The 21034-nt window shown below is 71.7% G+C and carries 18 protein-coding genes; 5 read left to right on the top strand and 13 right to left on the bottom strand.

Going from position 1 to position 21034, the window contains the following annotated elements; all coding sequences use genetic code 11:
* Positions 1 to 15 precede the first annotated feature (15 nt).
* Both BV907_RS06890 and purD read right to left on the bottom strand, forming a co-directional pair.
* Positions 16 to 951: a phosphoribosylaminoimidazolesuccinocarboxamide synthase gene (locus BV907_RS06890; RefSeq protein WP_077488993.1), complete on the bottom strand. Its 936-nt coding sequence runs from the start codon at positions 949 to 951 to the stop codon at positions 16 to 18.
* Positions 951 to 2267 carry a phosphoribosylamine--glycine ligase gene (purD, locus tag BV907_RS06885; protein WP_077489099.1) on the bottom strand — a complete coding sequence of 439 codons (1317 nt, stop codon included), beginning with the start codon at positions 2265 to 2267 and terminating at the stop codon, positions 951 to 953. Before purD ends, BV907_RS06890 begins: the two co-directional genes overlap by 1 nt.
* 82 nt (positions 2268 to 2349) lie before the next feature.
* Here purD and BV907_RS06880 point away from each other — a divergent pair, with 82 nt between their 5' ends.
* Positions 2350 to 3360: an asparaginase gene (locus BV907_RS06880; protein WP_077488992.1), complete on the top strand. Its 1011-nt coding sequence runs from the start codon at positions 2350 to 2352 to the stop codon at positions 3358 to 3360.
* Positions 3361 to 3390: 30 nt separating this feature from the next.
* A complete protein-coding gene (locus tag BV907_RS06875) occupies positions 3391 to 3780 on the top strand; it encodes a sterol carrier family protein (protein WP_077488991.1) in 390 nt (129 codons plus the stop codon).
* 8 nt (positions 3781 to 3788) lie between these two features.
* Here the strand turns inward: BV907_RS06875 and BV907_RS06870 are convergent, their stop codons facing one another.
* Positions 3789 to 4559: an alpha/beta fold hydrolase gene (locus BV907_RS06870; RefSeq protein ID WP_077488990.1), complete on the bottom strand. Its 771-nt coding sequence runs from the start codon at positions 4557 to 4559 to the stop codon at positions 3789 to 3791.
* A gap of 60 nt (positions 4560 to 4619) precedes the next feature.
* On the opposite strand from BV907_RS06870, the gene BV907_RS06865 reads away from it, so the two are divergent.
* The gene (locus BV907_RS06865) at positions 4620 to 5123 is read left to right on the top strand and encodes a winged helix-turn-helix transcriptional regulator (RefSeq protein ID WP_077488989.1); all 504 of its coding nucleotides are present in this window, start codon (positions 4620 to 4622) and stop codon (positions 5121 to 5123) included.
* Positions 5124 to 5184: 61 nt separating this feature from the next.
* Here BV907_RS06865 and BV907_RS06860 read toward each other — a convergent pair whose 3' ends face one another.
* Together BV907_RS06860 and BV907_RS06855 are read right to left on the bottom strand one after the other, a co-directional pair.
* Positions 5185 to 6702: a cation:dicarboxylate symporter family transporter gene (locus BV907_RS06860; RefSeq protein WP_077488988.1), complete on the bottom strand. Its 1518-nt coding sequence runs from the start codon at positions 6700 to 6702 to the stop codon at positions 5185 to 5187.
* A gap of 344 nt (positions 6703 to 7046) precedes the next feature.
* Complete coding sequence (locus BV907_RS06855; RefSeq protein ID WP_077488987.1) at positions 7047 to 7862, bottom strand: SDR family oxidoreductase; 816 nt, start codon at positions 7860 to 7862, stop codon at positions 7047 to 7049.
* 202 nt (positions 7863 to 8064) lie between these two features.
* Here BV907_RS06855 and aceE point away from each other — a divergent pair, with 202 nt between their 5' ends.
* Both aceE and BV907_RS06845 read left to right on the top strand, forming a co-directional pair.
* The gene (aceE, locus tag BV907_RS06850) at positions 8065 to 10839 is read left to right on the top strand and encodes a pyruvate dehydrogenase (acetyl-transferring), homodimeric type (RefSeq protein WP_425441612.1); all 2775 of its coding nucleotides are present in this window, start codon (positions 8065 to 8067) and stop codon (positions 10837 to 10839) included.
* 201 nt (positions 10840 to 11040) lie between these two features.
* The gene (locus tag BV907_RS06845) at positions 11041 to 11703 is read left to right on the top strand and encodes a DUF6766 family protein (protein ID WP_077488985.1); all 663 of its coding nucleotides are present in this window, start codon (positions 11041 to 11043) and stop codon (positions 11701 to 11703) included.
* A 60-nt stretch (positions 11704 to 11763) separates the two neighbouring features.
* Here the strand turns inward: BV907_RS06845 and BV907_RS06840 are convergent, their stop codons facing one another.
* The 8 genes from BV907_RS06840 to BV907_RS06810 all read right to left on the bottom strand — a co-directional run bounded on the left by BV907_RS06840 (position 11764) and on the right by BV907_RS06810 (position 20828).
* The gene (locus tag BV907_RS06840) at positions 11764 to 11955 is read right to left on the bottom strand and encodes a hypothetical protein (protein WP_077488984.1); all 192 of its coding nucleotides are present in this window, start codon (positions 11953 to 11955) and stop codon (positions 11764 to 11766) included.
* A gap of 231 nt (positions 11956 to 12186) precedes the next feature.
* Entirely contained in the window at positions 12187 to 15000 is a 2814-nt protein-coding gene (locus BV907_RS06835) for a molybdopterin-dependent oxidoreductase (RefSeq protein WP_077488983.1), read from the bottom strand.
* A 3-nt stretch (positions 15001 to 15003) separates the two neighbouring features.
* The gene (locus tag BV907_RS06830; RefSeq protein WP_077488982.1) at positions 15004 to 15861 is read right to left on the bottom strand and encodes an FAD binding domain-containing protein; all 858 of its coding nucleotides are present in this window, start codon (positions 15859 to 15861) and stop codon (positions 15004 to 15006) included.
* A complete protein-coding gene (locus BV907_RS06825) occupies positions 15852 to 17210 on the bottom strand; it encodes an XdhC family protein (protein WP_077488981.1) in 1359 nt (452 codons plus the stop codon). The genes BV907_RS06830 and BV907_RS06825 overlap by 10 nt, the downstream gene beginning before the upstream one ends.
* Before the next feature lie 153 nt (positions 17211 to 17363).
* A complete protein-coding gene (locus BV907_RS06820) occupies positions 17364 to 18968 on the bottom strand; it encodes an NCS2 family permease (RefSeq protein WP_077488980.1) in 1605 nt (534 codons plus the stop codon).
* An 11-nt stretch (positions 18969 to 18979) separates the two neighbouring features.
* Positions 18980 to 19507, bottom strand: coding sequence for a nucleoside deaminase (locus tag BV907_RS06815; protein WP_077488979.1), 528 nt, complete (start codon positions 19505 to 19507; stop codon positions 18980 to 18982).
* A 397-nt stretch (positions 19508 to 19904) separates the two neighbouring features.
* Entirely contained in the window at positions 19905 to 20045 is a 141-nt protein-coding gene (locus tag BV907_RS18780; protein WP_175637399.1) for a hypothetical protein, read from the bottom strand.
* Between the two features lie 27 nt (positions 20046 to 20072).
* The gene (locus BV907_RS06810; protein ID WP_077488978.1) at positions 20073 to 20828 is read right to left on the bottom strand and encodes an IclR family transcriptional regulator; all 756 of its coding nucleotides are present in this window, start codon (positions 20826 to 20828) and stop codon (positions 20073 to 20075) included.
* Between the last annotated feature and the right edge of the window lie 206 nt (positions 20829 to 21034).

The following is a 21034-nucleotide window of genomic DNA, read 5'->3' as shown; positions in this document are numbered from 1 at the left end:
GTGCGGCGTGAGCCGTCAGGCGAACGTGCGGCCCGTGAGCCTCTCGTACGCCTCGACGTAACGCGCGCGGGTGCGCTCGACGACGTCGGCGGGCAGCGCGGGCGGCTCCTCGCCTGAGGACCTGTCCCAGCCGGACGCCGGCGAGATGAGCCAGTCGCGGACGTACTGCTTGTCGAAGGACGGCTGCGCAGCCCCGGGCTCCCACGTGGCCGCATCCCAGAACCTGGACGAGTCCGGGGTCAGCACCTCGTCGCCCAGGGTGATGAGGCCCGTGATGGGGTCGAGCCCGAATTCGACCTTCGTGTCCGCGAGGATGATCCCGCGCTCGCGCGCGATCGCCTCGGCCCGACCGTAGATCTCCAGAGTGAGGTCGCGCAGCCGGGCCGCGGCGTCGTCGCCCACCATGCCGGTGACGTCCTCGTAGGTGATGTTCTCGTCGTGCTCCCCGATCCCCGCCTTGGCCGAGGGCGTGAAGATCGGCTCCCGCAGCCGTGAGCCGTCCACGAGGCCATCCTGCAGCGGGATGCCGCAGACCGTCCCGGATTCGCGGTACTCGGCGAGGCCGGACCCGGTGAGGTATCCGCGCGCGATGCACTCGACCGGGTACATCTCGAGCTGGCGGCACACCATGGCGCGTCCCTCGACCTCGGCGGGGACGCCCTCGGCCACGCCTGCGGCGAGGACGTGGTTCGGGACGTCGAGCTGCTCGAACCACCATAGGCTCAGCTGCGTGAGGATGCGCCCCTTGTCGGGGATCGTGCTGGCCAGCACGTGGTCGTAGGCGCTGATCCTGTCGCTCGCGACGACGAGCACGGCATCCTCGAACGGGGCGCCGCCGGGCCCCTCAGCCGGCTCGTACAGGTCCCGGACCTTGCCCGAGTAGACATGCTTCCAGCCCGGCAGCTCGGGCGCCTGGGCCGCGAAGCCCTTCGACACATCCATGCCGGCCATCACTCGGCTCCCGCCACGCGGGCGGCGCGCCGGCCGGAGGGGGCGGGCACGCGCACGTCGCCGCGCGCGGCCTTGGCGGCGATGTCCCGGCGGTACTGCCCGCCGTCGAGCCCGATCTCCCCCATCCCCTCGTAGGCGCGCTCCCGCGCCTGGGTGAGGTCCTCGCCGAGCGCCACGACCGCGAGGACGCGGCCGCCCGCCGAGACGACCTTGCCGTCCTCGCCGAGCTTCGTGCCCGCGTGCAGGACGTGGACGCCCTCGACCGCTGCGGCCTTCTTGAGCCCCCGGATCCGGTCGCCCGTGCGGGGCGTGTCCGGGTAGTGCTCGGAGGCGAGGACGACGGCGACAGCCGTCTCGGGCGTCCAGCGCAGCTTCTCCACACGGTCGAGCCCACCGGTCGAGGCGGCGAGCAGGAGCGAGCCGAGCGGCGTCCGGAGCCGGGCTAGGACCGCCTGGGTCTCGGGGTCGCCGAAGCGGGCGTTGAACTCGATGACCCGCGTCCCGCGGGACGTGAGGGCGAGGCCGCAGTAGAGGACGCCGACGAAGGGCGTGCCGCGCTTGGCCATCTCGTCGATGGTCGGCTGGGCCACGCGCTCCACGACCTCCGCCACGAGCGTCTCGGGCGCCCATTCGAGCGGGGTGTACGCGCCCATGCCGCCCGTGTTGGGGCCCTCGTCGTTGTCGAAGATGCGCTTGAAGTCCTGCGCCGGGGCGAGCGGGACGACGTTCCTGCCGTCGGAGAGGACGAAGAGGGAGACCTCGGGGCCGTCGAGGAACTCCTCGATGACCACGGTCCCGCCCGCATCGAAGCACGCCTGCGCGTGCGCGAGCGCGGCGTCGCGGTCCGACGTGACGACGACGCCCTTGCCCGCCGCGAGGCCGTCGTCCTTGACCACATAGGGGGCGCCGAAGGCGTCGAGGGCGTCCGCGGCCTCCTCGGCCGTCCCGGCGACGCGGGCCATCGCGGTCGGGACGCCGGCCTCGGCCATGACCTGCTTGGCGAACGCCTTGGACGCCTCGAGCTGGGCCGCGGCCCTGCTCGGGCCGAACACGGGGATCCCGGCCTCGCGGACGGCGTCGGAGACGCCCGCGGCGAGCGGGGCCTCGGGGCCCACCACGACGAGGTCGACGCCGAGCTTCTGCGCGAGCGCCGTGACGGCCTCGGGGCTGTTGGCGTCGATCGCGTGGGTCGGGACCACCTGGGCGATGCCGGCGTTGCCGGGCGCGGCGTGGACCTCGGACACCGCGGGATCGGCCAGGAGGGAGCGGACAATGGCGTGTTCGCGGCCACCCGGGCCGATCACGAGAACCTTCACGCCCCCAAGGGTATCCGCCATGCCCCGCGCGCCGCACTCCATGCTCGGCCGCTGGCGGCAGGCTCCGACTTAGACTTCTCGCATGGCCCCCCACGCAACCTTCTCGGCGGACGACGCCGTCGAGCTCGCCGTGATCGAGCGCAGCGGCTTCATCGAGTCGCGGCACGTGGGCTCCGCCGTCGTGCTCGCCGGGGACGGCACGGTCGTGACCGAGCTCGGGGACATCAGGACGCCGGTCCTCGCCCGCTCGACACTCAAGCCGTTCCAGGCCCTCGCCTCGATGCAGGCGGGCGTGCCGCTGCGCGGGGCGCAGGTCGCGCTCGCCTGCGCGTCGCACACGGGTTCCCTCGACCACATGGACGTCGTCGAGGGCATGCTCTCCGCGGCCGGCCTGCGCGAGGAGGACCTCCTGTGTCCCGCGGACTGGCCCGCCGACGAGAACGCCCGTGCGTGGCTCGTCCGCTCGGGCCAGGGCCGGCGCAAGCTCGCGTTCAACTGCTCGGGCAAGCACGCGGCGTTCCTCTGGGCCTGCGTCGAGAACGGCTGGGACCGCCGCAGCTACCTCGAGCCCAACCACGCGATGCAGCAGCGCGTGCGGGCCACGGTCGAGGAGTACGCCGAGGAGTCCACCGCGCACCTCGGCATCGACGGCTGCGGGGCGCCCGTCGCGGCCGTCTCGCTCGCGGGCCTCGCCCGCGCCTACTCACGGCTCGCGAAGGCGCCCGGGGACGACGCGGCGAACGCGCGTGCCGCCACCGTCGCGACCTCGATGCTCGACTACCCGTGGGCCGTGCAGGGCCGCGACCGCGAGAACACGGTGGTCATGGAGGAACTGGGCATCATCGCCAAGATCGGCGCCGAGGGGCTCCTCGTCCTCGCGACGCCGCAGGGCGCCACGGTGGCCGTCAAGGTCCTCGACGGCAACGTCCGGGCCACGACGCTCGTGGGCCTCACGATGCTTGCCGCTGCCGACGCCGTCGACATCCCCGACGTCGCTCGGGTGCTCGAACGGGTCGTCGAGCCCGTGCTCGGCGGGGGCCGGCAGGTCGGCCGGATCCGGCTGGGGACCGCCGTCTCGGCCCTGCTGGACTAGCTGCAGGGACTGCAGGACACGGAGGAACACATGGCTGCCCGCCGCAAGATCGCCCACGACGCCGGCCGCGCCGCCGTCGCCGCCTGGCTCGCCGAGCGCTCGGCGGGCGCGGCAGGTGAGGCGACGCCCGCCGTCGCCCGCCAGACGCTCGCTACAGCAGTGCGCTACGCACTCGAGGAGCTCGCCGAGCGGGCCCCGGGGAACTCGGTCGAGGTGCGCGTGCCGCCGTTCGGGGTCGCGCAGTGCGTCGAGGGGCCGCGGCACACGCGCGGCACCCCGCCCAACGTCGTGGAGACGGACGCCGCGACGTGGCTCGCGCTCGCGACCGGCTCCCTGGCATGGGCCGAGGCGTTGAGCTCGGGCAAGCTCAGCGCCTCGGGCACCAGGACGGATCTGGGCGGGCTGCTCCCGCTCGTGTGAACCGGCGGCTAGAGGCCGGCGAACTCGCGGAGCGCGTCCGTCATCGTGCTGTCGGGGATGCCGTGCCACTGGCCCGGCAGCTTCCGATAGGTGACGTTCCGCATCGAGGCCACGAGGGCTTCGGCAAAGTCATACATGACAGGCGCAGTCTGGTCGCTGACCACGAGGAGCGTGGGCTGGCGGACTTCGGCGAACGTGTCGGGGCCGTTGCCGGGGAGGAAGCGCAGCTCGTGGACGATCGCCGGAGCGTCCGCCAGATTGTCCTCGGTCAGGGCGAACCCCTCGAGGATCTCCTCTGGCACGCCGACGATGTCGCGCGAGTACCAGCGGTTTGCTGCGGCCGGGCCGTCGTCGGCGAGGATGCGCTCGAACTCGGCGGCGAGCGCGCCGCCGTCGTGCGCGGACATGAAGGGAGGCTCGAGCAGCGCGAGCCTGCTGATCGGCAGGCCAGCGCGCGCCGCCATGAGAGCGAGCGTGGCGCCGGACGAGAAGCCGAAGACCGCGGCCTCAGCCTGTGTCTCGCCACGGGCGACCTCGATCACGGCGGCGAGATCCTCGAATTCGCGCTCGACGGCGTAGGGCTGCGTGTTCCCCGACTCTCCCTTGCCGCGGCGGTCGTAGGAGTAGACGGTGAAGTGTTCGGCGAGCGCGGGGGGAAGGGATGCGATGGGGTCGGTGCGACGGGAGACGCCGACGCAGTGGACCATGATGAGGGGCGGCCCGGATCCTTCCGCACTGTAGGAGATGGGCGTTCCGTCGGCCGAGGACACAGTGGGCATCGGGGAGCTCCTGTTCGTTGAAGGACGGGGACGATGCCGGCTCGACCATGCTAGAGATAGTTGGACGCCTGCGCCACGGCCCACGGCCTCGAGCTCCTGGGCGACCGGTGGAACTACCCGATCCTGCGCGAGCTCATGCTCGCCCCCAAGCGGTTCGCAGAGCTGGAGGCCTCGGTCCGGGGCATCACACCGGCTATGCTCACGTCACGGCTCCGCGAGCTTGAGGCAGTTGGCCTTGTGGCCAGGACCGAACTCCCCGGGCGCGCTGCCGGGTATGAATGCACTGACTGGGCCCGGGAGGCCGCCCCGGCGCTCGACGCGATCGGGCGGTGGGCGGTCTCGTCGCCGACCAAGAGCCCTGGCGGTCGGCTTACGCCGGACGCGGCCCTCCAGTCGATGCGGACCATGGCCTCTGCCGGCCCTCTGGCCCCACTGGTGCAGCTCGACCTGCACCTCTGGGCCGAGATCCTCTTTCAGGACCGCCCGCTCGGCAGCCTCGAGCTTTCCGGCGACCGGGCCGCCGTCGAACGCCTCGTCGCGCAGTTCCACGCACCGAGGCGCTGAGCTCGGGCAAGCTCAGCGCCTCGGGGACGAGGACGGACCTGGGAGAGGTCCTGCCGCTGCTCTAACGCGGCTGGTCCGCTGCGGCGGGCTCGACTAGTGGGCTTTCACCCGCGCGGCCGGACCCGTGCTGGGACATCTGGAATTCCGGGATGTCCTCCTCGTACGGGCCACCGCTCCACTTCGGCGACGGGGCCTCGCCGCGCTTGGCGCGCTCCTCCTCCTGGCGGGCGAACTCATCCTCGCGGCCGAGCAGGATCGCGGAGTCCTCGTTGGTGAGCTCGCCGTCGAAGGCGCGCTTCATGGCGGTGCGGTCGAACTGGCCCTCCCACTTGGCGACGACGAAGGTCGCGACGCAGTTGCCGAGGAGGTTCACGACGACGCGCATCGAGTCCATGAGGCGGTCGGCGCCCAGGAGCAGGGCGACCCCCGCGACGGGGAACAGCCCGAGCGCGCCGGCGGTGGCCGACAGGGCGAGGAAGGACGACCCGGGGACGCCGGCCATGCCCTTGGAGGTCAGGAGCAGGACGCCGAGGGCCGCGAGCTGCTGGCCGAGGTCGAGCTGGTGCCCGAAGGCTTGGGCGAGGAACAGCAGGGAGATCGAGAGGTAGATCGCGGCGCCGTCGAGGTTGAACGAGTAGCCGGTGGGGATGACGAGGCCGGTCGTGGCGCGGGAGCAGCCGGCGTTGGCGAGCTTGCCCATGATGCGCGGCATGACCGACTCGGTCGAGGCGGTGCCGAGGGCGAGGAGGAACTCCTCGCGGGTGTACTTGAGGAACTGCCACAGCGGCACGCGGGCGAAGGACCACGCCACCACGAAGAGCAGGCCGATGAAGACGATGGCTGCGCCGTAGCAGGCGGCGATGAGCAGGGCAAAGGTCCCGAGCGTCTCGAGCCCGTACTGGCCGATGATGAAGGCCATCGCGCCGAACGCGCCGATCGGGGCCACGCGCATGATCCAGGCCATGATCTTGAAGACCAGCTCGAGGATGACCTCGAAGAAGGACAGCACGGGGGCGCAGCGGTCCTTGCCGATGACCACAACGGCAGCGCCGAAGAAGACCGAGAAGCACAGGACCTGGAGCAGGTGGTTGCCCGCGAAGGCATCGATGACGCTCACGGGGATGACCTCGAGGATGAAGGTCGCGGCATCCTTGGGGGCGCCGTTGCCGGTCTTGGCGTCCAGGTCGCTCTGCGAGAGCGTCGCCGGGTCGATGTTCAGGGTCGCGCCCGGCTGGACGATGTTGGCGACGACGAGCCCGAAGACGAGCGCGAAGAGCGTCGCGGCGGAGAAGTAGATGAGGGCCTTGACGCCCACGCGGCCCACGGCCTTGACGTCGCCGACCGCGGAGATGCCCGTGACGATCACGAGGAAGATGAGCGGGGCGATGATCATCTTGATGAGGCGGATGAACCCGTCGCCCAGAGGCTTGAGGTCGGCACCGAGATCCGGCCAGAGGTGGCCGATCGTGATGCCCGCCACTACGGCGATCAGAATCTGGAAGAAGAGCGACTGCCACAGCCGCTTCTTCTTCGCGGGCGCCGAACTCGCCTTCAGCGCCGCCGGATCATGGAGCTTCATGGGAAACCAATCCTTGCCAAGTGTGGTGCCCCTCACCCTTGAGGGGCTGTGCTTCCACCGTAGGACTGGACCTGTTATTCCGCAAGGGGGAATTTTATTTCCGTGTTACGGAATATTTGGTATACCGCTGGGCACCCTTGGGTGAGCCCTCTTCTCGTCTGGAAGGCGAAGGCGACGTCGGGCGGCTGGCGCGGGCCTAACACTGCACCCCCGTTTCGGGTACGGATCTCGTCGCCATATAGGGATTCCGGGTACAGCGATGGAAGCCGTCCGTGTACCCGAAACCCCACTTCCGCGTCGAGATCCGTACCCGAAACGGTCTGGCGGCGGGGCCCGCTCAACCGCTAGCCCCGCCCCACGAAGGGCATGCCCGAGGCCGTGATGAGGAGCGAGCCGACGGTCGCCTCGGGCGGGAGCGAGGCCATGAGGACGACGGCGCGCGCCGCCTCCTCGACGGGGAAAGTCGGCTCGACGCGGCGCGTGCCGTCCGCCTGGAGGGCGCCCTCACCGACGCCGAGGGTGTCCATGATCTCCGTGCGCGTGTTGCCGATGTCGATCTGACCGCACGTGATCCCGAACTCCCGCCCGTCGAGCTCGATGCTCTTGGTCAGCCCCGAGATGGCGTGCTTGGTGGCCGTGTAGGCCGCGGACTGGGGCCGCGGCGCATGCGCCGAGATGGAGCCGTTGTTGATGATCCGCCCGCCCCGCGGGCTCTGCGCGGCCATGGTGCGGAACGCCGCCGCGGCGCACAGGAAGCTCCCCGTGAGGTTGACCGCGACCGTCGCGTCCCAGTCGGCCGGCGCGATCTCGCCGACGTTCCCGGCGGGGCCGAACATGCCCGCGTTGTTGAACAGGACGTCGACCCGCCCGAAGGCGTCCACCGCCTGGGCGAAGACGCGCTCGACGTCGGCGGGCACCGTGACGTCGGCAGGCACCGCGAGCGCGCGGGAGTCGAAGCTCTCGCCCGTCTCATGGAGGAGCTCGGCCCGGCGCCCGGCGAGGACGACGCTCCAGCCCTCGGCCAAGAGCCTGCGCGCCACGGCCCGGCCGATCCCCGATCCGGCCCCCGTCACGACGGCGACCCTCGGCTGGGAGCCGGGCTCCGCCGTCGTCCGCGTGACGTTCTCCTCGTTCTCGGTGGTGTTCTCGGCGTTCGCCATCTCCCGCTCCTTCCCGCGCCCGCCCCACGCGGGCGGGCGACACCAACTTGACGCGCATCACCCCGACACGCGACTCTTAATCCACATTGCAATATTTCGTTTCCACTATACGAAACAGTGGAGCGGCTGCAGACATCATCCCCGGGATAACGAGGTTCCGCGGACGAGTGCGCGCACCCCTCGCGCAGAAATGAGGTTGGACGTGTTGACTGGCGAGCATACCCAGCACATCCTCGGCGGCCCCGGCGCACCGCTGGACCGCGATCCGGAAGAGACGGCGGAGTGGATCGAGTCCTTCGACTCGCTCGTGGCCGAGCGCGGCACGGAGCGCGCGCAGTTCATGGTCAGGAGCATCCTGGCGCGGGCCGGAGCCCAGAGCGTGGGCGTCCCGATGGTCCACACGACGGACTATGTCAACACGATCCCCGCCGACCAGGAGCCCGAGTACCCGGGCGACGAGGAGATCGAGCGCCGCTACCGCGCGTGGATGCGCTGGAACGCTGCCGTGCTCGTGCACCGCGCCCAGCGCCCGGGGATCGGCGTCGGCGGGCACATCTCGACCTACGCGGGCGCGGCAACCCTCTACGAGGTCGGCTTCAACCACTTCTTCCGCGGCAAGGACCACCCGGGCGGCGGCGACCAGGTCTTCTTCCAGGGCCACGCCTCCCCCGGCATGTATGCGCGGGCGTTCATGGAGGGCCGGCTAAGCGAGGAGGACCTCGACGGGTTCCGGCAGGAGAAGTCCCGCGAGGGCCACGCGCTCTCGTCCTACCCACACCCGCGGCTCATGCCCTCCTTCTGGGAGTTCCCCACGGTATCGATGGGCATCGGCCCCATGAACGCGATCTACCAGGCACAGTCCAACCGCTACCTCGCGAACCGGGGCCTCAAGGACACCTCGGACCAGCGCGTCTGGGCGTTCCTCGGCGACGGCGAGATGGACGAGCCCGAGAGCCGCGGCCTCCTGCAGCTCGCTGCCAACGAGGGGCTCGACAACCTCACGTTCGTGGTCAACTGCAACCTCCAGCGCCTCGACGGGCCGGTGCGCGGCAACGGCAAGGTCCTGCAGGAGCTCGAGGCGTTCTTCCGCGGCGCCGGCTGGAACGTCGTGAAGGTGGTCTGGGGCCGCGAGTGGGACTCGCTCCTGGCACGCGACCGCGAGGGGCACCTCGTGCGGCTCATGAACGAGACGCCGGACGGCGACTACCAGACCTTCAAGGCCGAGGACGGCGCCTTCGTGCGCGAGCACTTCTTCGGCCGGACGCCTGAGACGAAGGAGCTCGTCGCCGACCTGAGCGACGAGCAGATCTGGAACCTCAAGCGCGGCGGCCACGACTACCAGAAGGTCTACGCCGCCTACAAGGCCGCGAGCGAGTTCCAGGGCAAGCCCACGGTCATCCTGGCCAAGACGGTCAAGGGCTACGGCCTCGGCTCCCACTTCGAGGGCCGCAACGCGACCCACCAGATGAAGAAGCTCACGCTCCAGGACCTCAAGGACTTCCGCGACTACCTGCGGATCCCGGTCACGGACGAGCAGCTCGAGGCAGACCCGTACCGCCCGCCGTACTACCACCCGGGCATGGACGCCCCGGAGATCCGCTACCTCCTCGGCCGCCGGGCGGCCCTGGGCGGCGCGGTCCCCGAGCGCCGCAGCCGGCACGCCGAGGTGACGCTGCCGCCGTCGTCCGCGTACGCCGTCGCCGCCCGGGGCTCGGGCAAGCAGCAGGCGGCCACGACGATGGCCTTCGTGCGCCTGCTCAAGGACCTCATGCGGGACAAGGAGTTCGGCCGGCGCGTGGTCCCGATCGTCCCGGACGAGAGCCGGACCTTCGGCATGGACGCGTTCTTCCCGACGGCGAAGATCTACAACCCGACGGGCCAGAACTACCTCTCCGTGGACCGCGACCTCGTGCTCGCCTACAAGGAGTCCCCCGCGGGCCAGCTCATCCACCCCGGCATCAACGAGGCCGGGGCCGTGGCCGCGTTCACGGCGGCCGGGACGTCCTATGCGACGCACGGCGAGCCGCTCGTGCCGATCTACGTCTTCTACTCGATGTTCGGCTTCCAGCGCACGGGCGATTCCTTCTGGGCCGCCGCCGACCAGATGACGCGCGGCTTCGTCATCGGCGCGACCGCCGGCCGGACGACCCTCACGGGCGAGGGCCTCCAGCACGCCGACGGCCACTCCCCGATCCTGGCCTCGACGAACCCGGCCGTCATCACGTGGGACCCGGCGTACGGGTACGAGATCGGGCACATCATGCGCGCGGGACTCGAGCGCATGTACGGCGGCACGCATCCCGACCCCAACGTCATGTACTACCTCACGGTGTACAACGAGCCGATCGTCCAGCCCGCGGAGCCCGAGGGGCTCGACGTCGAGGCGCTGCTCAAGGGCATGTACCGGCTGCCCGGCGCGAGCGGCAGCGAGGCGGACGACGCCGTCGCGCGCCTTTCCGCTGAAGCCCCCCGCGCGCAGCTGCTCGCCTCGGGCGTCGCGGTGCCGTGGGCGGTCGAGGCACGCCGGATCCTCGCCGAGGACTGGGGCGTCGCGGCGGACGTGTGGAGCGTGACCTCGTGGACCGAGCTGCGCCGCGAGGGCCTCGCCGCGGAGGAGCAGGCCTTCCTGCACCCCGAGCTCGAGGCTCCCGTCCCGTTCGTGACCCAGCAGCTCGCGGGCACGTCCGGTCCCGTCGTCGCGGTCTCGGACTACATGAAGTCCGTGCCGGACCAGATCCGGCAGTTCGTCCCCGGCGACTACGCGGTGCTCGGCGCCGATGGCTTCGGCTTCTCGGACACGCGCGCCGCCGCTCGCCGGTTCTTCAAGATCGACTCTCACTCCGTCGTCGTGCGCACGCTCGCCGAGCTCGCCCGCCGTGGAGAGGTCCCGGCCGGCGCCCCGCGCGAGGCGATCGAGCGGTACCGGCTGCTCGACGTCACTGCCGGCACGACCGGCAGCGCAGGCGGTGACAGCTAGCCCCACAGACTGCCCCGCGCGCCGTCCCGATGGGCCTGGACGGACGACGCGCGGGGCCAGGCCGCCGATCCACAGCGGCGGCCATGGCGGCCCTCCTCGCGCAACGGGAGGGCCGCCGCCTTCTTTGAGGCGGCACCTTCCCGGGTAGAAGAGAGGCAGAAATGCCCACTATCGGGGTGCGACGTCGAGGAGGATGCGGCAGTGAAGAGGTTCCTGAAGAACAACGGGCTCCTGCTGGCGAATCTGGCCCTGTTCCTCGTGTTCCTGAGTGCCATGGCGGTGAGCGGCTGGCACCAGTACAACGAGGAGCAGGTGGCCCACGGCCAGGCGGTCGAGAGCCTGTGGGGCTATGTCGGCACGGGTGCCTTCATCGAGGCCGTCTTCGAGAACTGGGAGTCGGAGTTCCTGCAGGTGGGCATGTATGTCGTACTCACGGCGTATCTGTACCAGCGCGGTTCGTCGGAGTCGAAGCCCCTCGGCAAGGAGGCGAAGCAGGACCAGGATCCCCGCACGGCCGAGGTCAATCCGGACACGCCCTGGCCCGTGAGGAGGGGCGGTTGGGTCCTGGCTGTCTACGAGCACTCGCTCTCGACGCTGTTCCTCGTCCTCTTCACGCTCTCTTTCATCCTGCACGCGATCGGCGGCGCCGAGACCTACAGCGAGGAGCAGACAGCCCACGGGCAGCCAGCCGTGACGGTCTGGGAGTACCTCGGGACGAGCCGGTTCTGGTTCGAGTCGTTCCAGAACTGGCAGAGCGAGTTCCTTGCCGTGGGCGTGATCGTGGGGGCCTCGGTGTTCCTGCGCGAGCGGCGTTCGGCGGAGTCGAAGCCCGTCGCCGAGCCGCACTACTTCACGGGTGCCTGACGGCGCGGCCGTCCGAGTGCCCGAGGCCCCCTTAATGACATCGATGCGTGCAGCCCCAGGTCAGCGGGGGATGAACCAGTTGATCACCGGGACGCGCGCCGCCCACGTGACGCGCGTCGGGAGTTCGCGCTCGTGGCGGTCGGGCCGCACCGAGAGGTCCGGGTCGACGTTCGTGACCTTCGGGATGTAACGCTCGGCAGGCGTTCCGGGGAGGACGGAGGCTCCCCGTGCGGCGGTCGTGTCGAAGGACATGTCTCTCCCCTTTCGGATAGCCCGAAGAATTCCGTATTCTGAAAAAGTTTTCTTGATATATGAAATTATATCGGGATACCAGAAGCAGAGTCAAGAGATCGACGCCACTGGGAGCAGTGCGGTTCCCTCCCGGGCGGACGAGGGCTAGGACGATGAACAGCCTGACGCGGTCGCGGCGTCGGTGTACCTGAAACGCCGTTTTGGCGTCGAGATACGTACCCGAGACTCTGCTCAGGCGGTGACGGTGCGTCCCGTCGGGAGCGACTCGGCGAGCCCGGCCTCCTTGAGCGCGAGGTAGATCCGGTCCCGCGTGATCGGCAGCTCGGTGAAGCGCAGGCCGGTCGCGGCCCGGACCGCGTTTGCGAGCGCGGGGGCCACGGGGTTGAAGGGGCTCTCGCTCATGGACTTCGCCCCGAGGGGCCCGAGCTCGTCCGAGGTGTGCGCGAAGTACACCTCGGAGCGGGGCACGTCCGCGAAGGTCGGGACGTGGTACTGCCTCAGGATGTCGGTCGCGACCCTGCCCGTCTCGTCGATCCGCACCTCCTCCCAGAGCGCGGCGCCGAGGGCCTGGGCGATCCCGCCCTCGACCTGACCCCGGCACTGGCGCGGGTTGACGACGACGCCGGCGTCCGCGGCCTGGACGCTCTGCAGGATCTGCAGCTCGCCCGTCCCCCGGTGCACCGCGACCCGGAAGCCGTGGACGTTGAACGCGACCGAGCGCGGCGTCCCGCCCCACCTGCCCTCCGCCTCGAGCCCGGCGCCGCGGCGCGCGGCCTCTGCGGCCAGCTCGGCGAGGGGGACCCCGGCCGGGTCCTGCCCCGGGTACGCCTCGGCCGCGAAGGCACCGATCCGCCGGGCGAGCTCCTCGGCCGCGGCGAGCGTGGCCTTGCCGGCCACGACGGTCCCCGTCGAGCCGAAGGCCCCGGTGTCGTGATCCGTGAGCGCCGTGTCCGCGTTGCGCAGCACGACGTCCGAGGCCCCGATCCCGAAGCCGGCGAGGGCCGTCGCCGCGAGCTGGACGTGCACGGTGCTCGTGCCGTTGCCGAACTCGGCCGTGCCGACGTCGAGCGAGACCCGCCCGTCGGGCAGGAGCGCGATCCGCGAGTGCGCATGGTGCCCGCGGGGCGGGACCGTGTCGATCATGGACAGCGCCGTCCCCTCGCCCACGAGCCACTCGGGGCCGAGCTCCCCCGTCCCGAGCGGCCCGCCAGGGAACTCCCGCGCCCGCTCGCGCCCGCGGCGCAGCGCCTTGGTCACGAGGGCGACGCACTCGTCGAGCCCGTAGCTGCCGTAGAGGACGTCCACCTCGGGCACGGGGTGCGACGCGATCATCGGATCGCCCTTGCGGACCATGTTGCGGCGTCGGAACTGGACCGGGTCCATGCCGATCTGCCGGGCGAGCTCGTCCACGGCGGACTCGACCGCGAAGATCATCTGGCTCAGGCCATAGCCGCGGAACGCGCCCGAGGGCACGGTGTGGGTGTAGACGGCACGGGCGTCGATCTTCTTGTTCGCGCACCGGTACACCGAGACGGACTCGTTGCACCCGTGGAACATGACGCCCGGGCCGTGGTTCCCGTAGGCGCCCGTCTCCGTGACGACGTCTAGCGCGAGCGCCGTGAGCGTCCCGTCCCGCCGGGCCCCGGCCCGGACGCGGATCTCGAAGGGGTGGCGCGTCGTCGAGCCGTGGAACTGCTCCGAGCGGGTGAACTCGAGCTGCACGGGCTGGCCGAGGCGCAGCGCGGCGAGCGCGACGACGTCCTCCGTGAGGATCTCCTGCTTGCCGCCGAAGCCGCCGCCCACGCGCCCCGTCACGACGCGCACGGCCTCGAGCGGGAGCCCGAAGATCCTGGCCAGGGAGCGCTGGGCGAGGAACGGCACCTGGGTCGAGGAGCGGACCACGAGCCGGCCGCCGTCCGCCGGGTCGGTCCACGCGATCGAGCAGTGCGTCTCGAGGGCCACGTGCTGGACGCGGTGCGTGCGGAACGTGTCCTCGTACACCGCGTCCGCGGCGGCGAGCCCGGCCTCGACGTCGCCGACCTCGGAGTGCAGCTGCGCGGCCGTGTTGCGGGACGGCTCGGAGATTCGCGTCGCCACCGGATCCTTGTCGCCGTGCACGAGCGGCGCGCCCGGGGCGAGGGCGGCCTCGGGCGTCAGGACGGCAGGCAGCACCTCGTAGTCGACGACGACGGCACGCCCCCCCGCCTCGGCCGCGGCCACGGTCTCGGCCACGACGGCGGCGACGCGCTGGCCGATGAACCGTGCGACGGTGTCGAAGAGGCGCATGTCGTCCGGGTCGTCGGTCACGAGTTCGTGCTGGGCGGTCGAGTAGAGCAGGTCCGGGGCGTCCTCGTGCGTGAAGACGGCCACGACGCCGGGGACCGCGAGCGCCGCCGAGGTGTCGATCGAGCGGATCCGCGCGTGCGCGTGCGGCGAGCGGACAAGCTTGGCGTGCAGGATCGCGCCCGGCCAGCCGGGGACCTCGGCGTCGGTGACGTCGAGGGTGTAGCGCTCGGCCCCCGTCACGATCCCCTGCGCCGCGGGCGAGGGGACATCGTCGCCGAGCCGCCCGCCGGCGGGACCGCCCCGGCCCGTGCCCGTGACCGCGGCCTCGATCGCGGCGTACCCCGTGCACCGGCACAGGTTGCCCTTGAGGTTCCGCGGCAGGTCGGCCAGCTGGCCGGCGTCGAACGTCGCGGCCGTCATGACCATGCCCGCGGTGCAGAAGCCGCACTGGAAGCCCTGGGCGTCCACGAACTGCTGCTGCATGGGGTGCAGTCCACCGGTGTCCCCTTCGCCCGAGGGGTGCGCGCACGTCGCGGCGAGACCCTCGATCGTCGTGACCTCGTGGCCCTCGGCCCGCACAGCCGGGTACAGGCACGAGTGCACCGGGGAGCCGTCCACGTGCACGGTGCACGCGCCGCAGTCGCCGGCGTCGCAGCCCTTCTTGACGCCGAGGGCGCCCTGCTCGCGCAGGAAGGTGCGCAGGCACTGGCCGGGGCGCGGGGCGGCCTCGGCGGGCCGTCCGTTGATCTCGATGGCCATGTGTCAGGCTCCTTCCTGCGATCCCGGGCCCGGGACGTCGAGCAGCTCGCGGCGGAGCTCCTCGGCGAGCCGGTAGGTCATGTCGCGGCGCCACGCGGGGTGGCCGTGGATGTCGTCGTGGTAGAGGGCGGCGGGGATCGCGGCGTCGATCGCAGCCGCGAGGCCGGGGGCATCCGGGAGGGCCCCGGCGGGGAAGCGCAGCTGCACGGGCCGCTTCGTCGAGGCCGTCACGGTCAGGACGAACCCTCCGTCGCGGTCCCGCCGCCCGATGAGCAGGACGCCGGAGCGGCCGAGGTTGCTCAGGGACAGGCGCCGGAACGCCGTCCTGGCCTCGAGAGCGTGCGCGGGCAGGCGGATCGAGCGGATGAGCTCCCCCGGGGCGAGGGCGTTGGCGCCGTCGCCCGTGACGAGCTCGGCGACGGGCAGCTCGCGCAGGCCCCCGTGGGGCCCCCACAGCGTGGCGACGCCGTCGAGGCCCGCGGCGAGGCTCGTCATGGGACCCGCGGGCAGGGACGTGGCGATGTTCCCGCCGACGGTCGAGAGGTTCCAGATCTTGAAGGAGGCCACGAACGCGTCGCAGCACGGGCGCACGACGGCGAGGCCCGGCCACCGCGCGGCCGTCGCCGAGGCGGGGTCGCCGAGCTCCCACACCCGCGCGACGGTGCAGGTCGACGCGAGGGTGATCCCGCCGTCGTCCTGGGTCACGGGCTCCCAGCCCGCGGTGGTGAGGTCGAGCAGGCGGCGCAGGGTCTGGCTCCCGTAGGAGTAGAGGACGGTACCGCCCGCGAGCCACGCGTCGCCCTGGCGCCACTCGTCCGGATCAGCCGTGGGGACCCAGGCCTCGATCGTGTTCAGGTCCATGAGGGCTGTCCCTTCTCTGCTGTGCGCGGGGCCGCCTGGGTGGCGGGGGATCCCGCGTGGATCCTGCCCCCGCGGTCACGCAGGGGCCCGGTGCCCGCGCCGGGGTGCCGGGACGAGACGAGCTCGGCGAGGATCGAGACCGCGACCTCGGCGGGCGTCGCAGCACCGAGGTCGAGGCCGATCGGCGAGCGCAGCCGGCCCAGGTCGAGCGGCCCGTGGCCGGCCGTCAGGAGCGCGGCGATGCGCTGCTCGTGGCTGCGGCGCGAGCCCATGGCCCCGAGGTAGGCGAGGTCGAGGCCCAGCGCAGCATCGAGCAGCGGGATGTCGAACTTGGGGTCGTGGCTCAGCACGCACAGGGCGCTGCGGGCGTCGAGCCGGCCGGCCGCGGCCTCGGCGGCGAGGTACTCGTGCGGCCAGGCGACGGCGACCTCGTCCGGGGCGGACGGGCCGCCCGGGGCGAAGCGGGTCTGGCCCGCGAAGGCCGGCCGGGCGTCGACGAGGGTCACGCGGTAGCCGAGGAGGCGTGCCGCCGGGATGAGGGCGGCGCCGAAGTCGTTGGCGCCGACGACGAGCATGCGCGGCGCGGGGAGCCGGGACTCGATGAGGATCCGCAGCGGCCCGGCCTCCGTCTCGCCGAGATGGGGGTCTGTGACGCCGACATGGGGGTCTGTGTCGCCGAAATGGGGTCCCGGACCCGCGCACCCGCCCTCGGGCTCGAGGGCGACGACGGCGGTCACTCCCTGCGCGACGACGGGCGCCGCGAGCGCGGCGGCCCGCGCGGCGATCCCGGGCCGGCCGGGGAACAGGACGCCGAGGGCCTCGGCGAGCGCGTCCGGGCCGGAGCACTCGGCGGCGCCGAGCAACGCGAGCCCGGCCGCGCCGTCGTCCGCACCCGAGCCCGCACCCGCGCCGGCAGAGAGCACGCGCACGACGGCGAGCGGCGCCCCCGCCGCCGTGTCAGCGGACGCCGGGCTGGCGGCGTCGTGCGCGGCCCGGACGGCGAGCGCCCCGAGGGCGGCGGACGGCAGGGGCGCGATGTGCACCTCGAGCTCGCCCCCGCACGTGAGCCCCGCGGCGAACGCGTCCTCGGGGCTGTAGCCGAAGCGCTCGAGCCGCGCGGCGCCGTCGTGCATCGCGTCGAGCGCCGCGGCGACCACGGCCCCCTCGACGCACCCGCCCGAGAGGCTCCCGAGCACGTGCGGCGCACCGTCCGGCGAGGCCGCGACGAGCATCGAGGTGCCCACGGGCCGCGGGACGGAGCCCGAGGCGGAGACGACGGTGGCGACGGCGCACGGCGCGCCGCTGGAGGCGGGCTGCCACTGCGGCAGCGCCGGCAGGAGCTCGAGCATGGCTCCCCCTTCCTCGGCCCCCGAGGGCCGGAACCCGGCAGGTTGCCGGGAGCGAAAGCTTAGGTCAATGGTGCGCCCGCGAGGCCCCGGAGCGTCACTTCCGGGACCCGCGGGCGCGGCTGGGGGTGGGTGAGGTGGGTGACCCCGGCGGGGTCAGGCCCCGATCAGCGCGCTGAGCGGACCGCGCACGAAGTACACGACGAACCCGGCAGCGACGACCCACAGGAGCGGGTGGATCTTCTTCGCCTTGCCGCTCGCGGCGCGGACGAGGGCCCAGGTGACGAAGCCGACGCCGATCCCGTTCGCGATCGAGTACGTGAGCGGCATCGTGACGATCGTCAGGAACGCCGGCAGCGCGACCGAGAACTTGCGGAAGTCGATCTCGCGGATCTGCGCGGCCATCATCGTCCCGACGACGACGAGCGCGGACGAGGCGACTTCGAGCGGCACGACCGAGGTCAGCGGCGTGAGGAACATGGCCCCGAGGAACAGGACACCGGTCACGACCGAGGCCAGGCCAGTGCGGGCGCCCTCGCCGATCCCCGCCGCCGAGTCGACGTACACGGTGTTCGACGAGCCCGACGTCCCGCCGCCGGCCACCGCGCCGAAGCCCTCGATGATGAACGCGCCCTTGAGCCGCGGGAACGTCCCGTCCTTCTTGGCCAGGCCCGCGCTCTTGGCCAGGCCGGTCATGGTGCCCATCGCATCGAAGAAGTTCGTGAAGACGAGCGTGAACACGAGGGTCACGGCCGCGAGCGCGCCGATGCGCTCGAACGCGCCGAAGAGGCTGAACTGGCCCACGAGGGACAGGTCCGGGGCCGCGAGCAGCTGGCCCGAGAGCACGGGCGTGTTGAGGTGCCAGCCGTCGGGGTTATCCGGGCCGGCGGCGCCGAGGTGGAACACGGCCTCGATCGCCACGGCGAGGATCGTCGTCGCGACGATGCCGATGAGCAGCCCGCCCTGGACCTTCCGCGCCACGAGGATGCCCATGAGCAGGAGGCCGATCACGAACACGAGCGTGGGCAGGGTCGTGATGGAGCCGTCGTGGCCGAGCTGCACGGGCGGGCCGGCCGGGGTGCGGCGGACGAAGCCCGAGTCGACGAAGCCGATGAACGCGATGAACAGGCCGATCCCGACCGTGATCGCGGCCTTGAGCTCGCGCGGCACGGCCCGGAAGATCGCCGTCCGCGCCCCGGTGACGCCGAACAGGACGATGAGCACGCCGTTGATGACGACGAGGCCCATGGCCTCCGGCCAGGTCACGTCCTGGATGACGGCGACGGCGAGGAACGAGTTGATGCCCAGGCCCGCGGCGAGCCCGAACGGCAGGTTCGCGACGAGGCCGAACACGATCGTCAGGACGCCGGCCGTGAGGCCCGTGACGGCGCCGACCTGGGCGGCGGGCAGGAACCCGCCCGCGACGTCGACCGGGGCCGAGTCGGCGCTGAACCCGCCCAGGATGAGGGGGTTGAGGATCACGATGTACGCCATCGTGAAGAACGTGACGAGGCCGCCGCGGACCTCGCGGGCCACGGTCGTGCCGCGCTCGGTGATGCTGAAGAGCCGGTCCAGGAGGGCTGGCGGACGACGCCGGCCGCCCGCCGGGGCGGGGCGACCGCCGTCCGCCGTGGCGCGGCCCGCGGGAGGCGGGGTCGACGCCGAGCCGGGGGCCGCCGTCGTGCCCTGGCCGGTGCTGGTGCCTGCGGCGCGGTCGGGGTCGCGCTCGTCAGTGGCCGTGGTGCTGGTGACGATGCTCATGGCGCACGTCCTCAGTACTCGATGCGCTGGGCGAAGCTCGCCCATTGCTCGAAGGGCGCCGTGCGGCCGATCCCGCTGGCCTCGGCCGCGACGACGGCCATGCTGCGCTGCCCGACGGGGGTGTCGAAGTAGTCGTAGAAGACGGCGTCGTCGAAGCCGGCGTCGGCCGCGTCGTGCCGGTCCGCCGCGAAGTACACGCGGTCGATCCGGGCCCAGAGCGAGGACGCGAGGCACATGGGGCACGGCTCGCAGCTCGAGTAGAGGACGGCGCCGGAGAGGTCGAAGGTGCCGAGCTCGTGGCAGGCGTTCCGGATCGCGGTGACTTCGGCGTGGGCCGTTGGGTCGTTGCTCGCGGTGACGCGGTTGACGCCGTCGAAGATCTGGCCGTCCGCGGTGACGACGACGGCGCCGAAGGGGCCGCCGTGGTCGAGGACGTTCTGCGCCGCGAGCTGGACGGCGCGGGCCAGATGGAGGCCGCCGTCGCCCGGGAGGGGCTGTCTGGCTGCCGCCGTGGCGCTGGGATCAACGGTCGTGGTCATGGAGGGACTCCCTCGCTAGGGGAAGTCTGACCCTCGGCCATGCTGCGCACCGCGTCCGACCAGGCTTCCTTGTCTCAGATGTGAGGTTGCCTGGTAGATAGCGCCCGGTCCTCCCTGAAGAGGGGCCGGATGCCCGCCGTGACTCCACGAGCGTAGCAGGGGTCATGTGACGGGCGCCATAGGAAGGGCGGATTTTTTGGAATCTTTCTTCCGCTTTTCGGAATCCTCACCGCGCCGAAGTGGGGGTCCATGCCGCCGAGATGGGGGTCCGTGCCGCCGAGATGGGGGTTTGAGCCGCCGAGATGGGGGTCCGGGTCGACGACATGGGGGTCGGGCCACCGACGTCGCCCCTCAAGAGGTGCAATCGCGCGCTGAGGCGAGGCCCGTCGTCGTGCGCTCAGTTGCCGACGATCAGTACTTGAGCAGCCCCCACCTCGGCGTCCCAGTCCCCCATTTCGCGGTTCCAGACCCCCACTTCGGCGTCCCAGTCCCCCATCTCGCGATCCCACACCCCCATCTCGCGGTCCCACACCCCCATGTCGGCGGATCGGGTGGGCAGACGGGGTTATGCGCGGTTGAGCTCTGCCGAGATGGCCTCTGCCGCGGCGCGCAGGAGGGGCACGGCCCGCTCGCCGAAGGCCTCGTCGACGCGGCTCACGGGCCCCGAGACGGAGATCGCGGTGGGCGTCGGCGCGTTCGGCACGGCCATGGAGAAGCAGCGCACGCCGATCTCCTGCTCCTGCTCGTCGATCGCGTAGCCGCGCTCGCGGATCTTTGCGAGGTCCTTGAGCAGGTCATCGATGGTGCCGATGCTGTGCGAGGTCGGCGTCGGCATGCCCGTGCGCTCGACGATCCCGCGCACCACCTCGTCGTCGAGCTGGGCGAGGATTGCCTTGCCCACACCCGTGTCGTGCGTGTGGGCGCGCCGGCCGACCTCGGTGAACATGCGCATCGAGTGCTGCGAGGGGACCTGGGCGACGTAGATGACCATGTCCGAGTCGAGCACCGCCATGTTGGACGTCTCGCCGAGCTTCGTCACGAGCTGCGTGAGCTGCGGCCGCGCGAGCGCGCCGAGCTGCTTGTTGGCCCCCTCGCCGAGGCGGATGAGCCGCGGCCCGAGCGCGTAGCGGCGGTTGGGCAGCTGGCGGACGTAGCCGAGCGCGACGAGCGTGCGCAGGAGCCGGTGGATGGTCGGGAGGGGGAGCTCGGTCGACGACGACAGCTCGCTGAGGGTGACATCCCCGCCCGCGTCGGTGATGAGCTCGAGGAGCTCGAAGACCCGCTCGACGGACTGGACGCCGCCCGATGCCTTCTCTGCCATGTTCCCTCCTGGGGGTCTGCGGGATCTCTCCGGCAAAATTTATCCGCATCCCGGAAACCTGCGGCGTTTCCACGATACAGCAGGCCCGCCCCGTCGCACAGGCTGCAGCCGCAACGGGAGGACTTGAAATTTCCAAGATGTAGAGAATAATATCCGTAGTACGGAAAATATTCGAGGCGGACGCCTCCCGACGTAAGGACGATTCA

Source organism: Sinomonas mesophila, from assembly GCF_001999765.1.
Taxonomy (GTDB): domain Bacteria; phylum Actinomycetota; class Actinomycetes; order Actinomycetales; family Micrococcaceae; genus Sinomonas; species Sinomonas mesophila.
Note: the sequence above shows the minus strand (reverse complement) of the source record. Positions and strands in the feature narration are given on the sequence as shown.

Excerpts from the sequence above, each read along its gene's own strand:
- BV907_RS06890 (WP_077488993.1), bottom strand. The coding sequence starts at position 951 with ATGGCCGGCATGGATGTGTCGAAGGGCTTCGCGGCCCAGGCGCCCGAG.
- BV907_RS06880 (WP_077488992.1), top strand. The coding sequence starts at position 2,350 with ATGGCCCCCCACGCAACCTTCTCGGCGGACGACGCCGTCGAGCTCGCC.
- BV907_RS06875 (WP_077488991.1), top strand. The coding sequence starts at position 3,391 with ATGGCTGCCCGCCGCAAGATCGCCCACGACGCCGGCCGCGCCGCCGTC.
- BV907_RS06870 (WP_077488990.1), bottom strand. The coding sequence starts at position 4,559 with ATGCCCACTGTGTCCTCGGCCGACGGAACGCCCATCTCCTACAGTGCG.
- BV907_RS06860 (WP_077488988.1), bottom strand. The coding sequence starts at position 6,702 with ATGAAGCTCCATGATCCGGCGGCGCTGAAGGCGAGTTCGGCGCCCGCG.
- BV907_RS06855 (WP_077488987.1), bottom strand. The coding sequence starts at position 7,862 with ATGGCGAACGCCGAGAACACCACCGAGAACGAGGAGAACGTCACGCGG.
- BV907_RS06840 (WP_077488984.1), bottom strand. The coding sequence starts at position 11,955 with ATGTCCTTCGACACGACCGCCGCACGGGGAGCCTCCGTCCTCCCCGGA.
- BV907_RS06835 (WP_077488983.1), bottom strand. The coding sequence starts at position 15,000 with ATGGCCATCGAGATCAACGGACGGCCCGCCGAGGCCGCCCCGCGCCCC.
- BV907_RS06830 (WP_077488982.1), bottom strand. The coding sequence starts at position 15,861 with ATGGACCTGAACACGATCGAGGCCTGGGTCCCCACGGCTGATCCGGAC.
- BV907_RS06825 (WP_077488981.1), bottom strand. The coding sequence starts at position 17,210 with ATGCTCGAGCTCCTGCCGGCGCTGCCGCAGTGGCAGCCCGCCTCCAGC.
- BV907_RS06820 (WP_077488980.1), bottom strand. The coding sequence starts at position 18,968 with ATGAGCATCGTCACCAGCACCACGGCCACTGACGAGCGCGACCCCGAC.
- BV907_RS06815 (WP_077488979.1), bottom strand. The coding sequence starts at position 19,507 with ATGACCACGACCGTTGATCCCAGCGCCACGGCGGCAGCCAGACAGCCC.
- BV907_RS18780 (WP_175637399.1), bottom strand. The coding sequence starts at position 20,045 with ATGGGGGTGTGGGACCGCGAGATGGGGGTGTGGGATCGCGAGATGGGG.
- BV907_RS06810 (WP_077488978.1), bottom strand. The coding sequence starts at position 20,828 with ATGGCAGAGAAGGCATCGGGCGGCGTCCAGTCCGTCGAGCGGGTCTTC.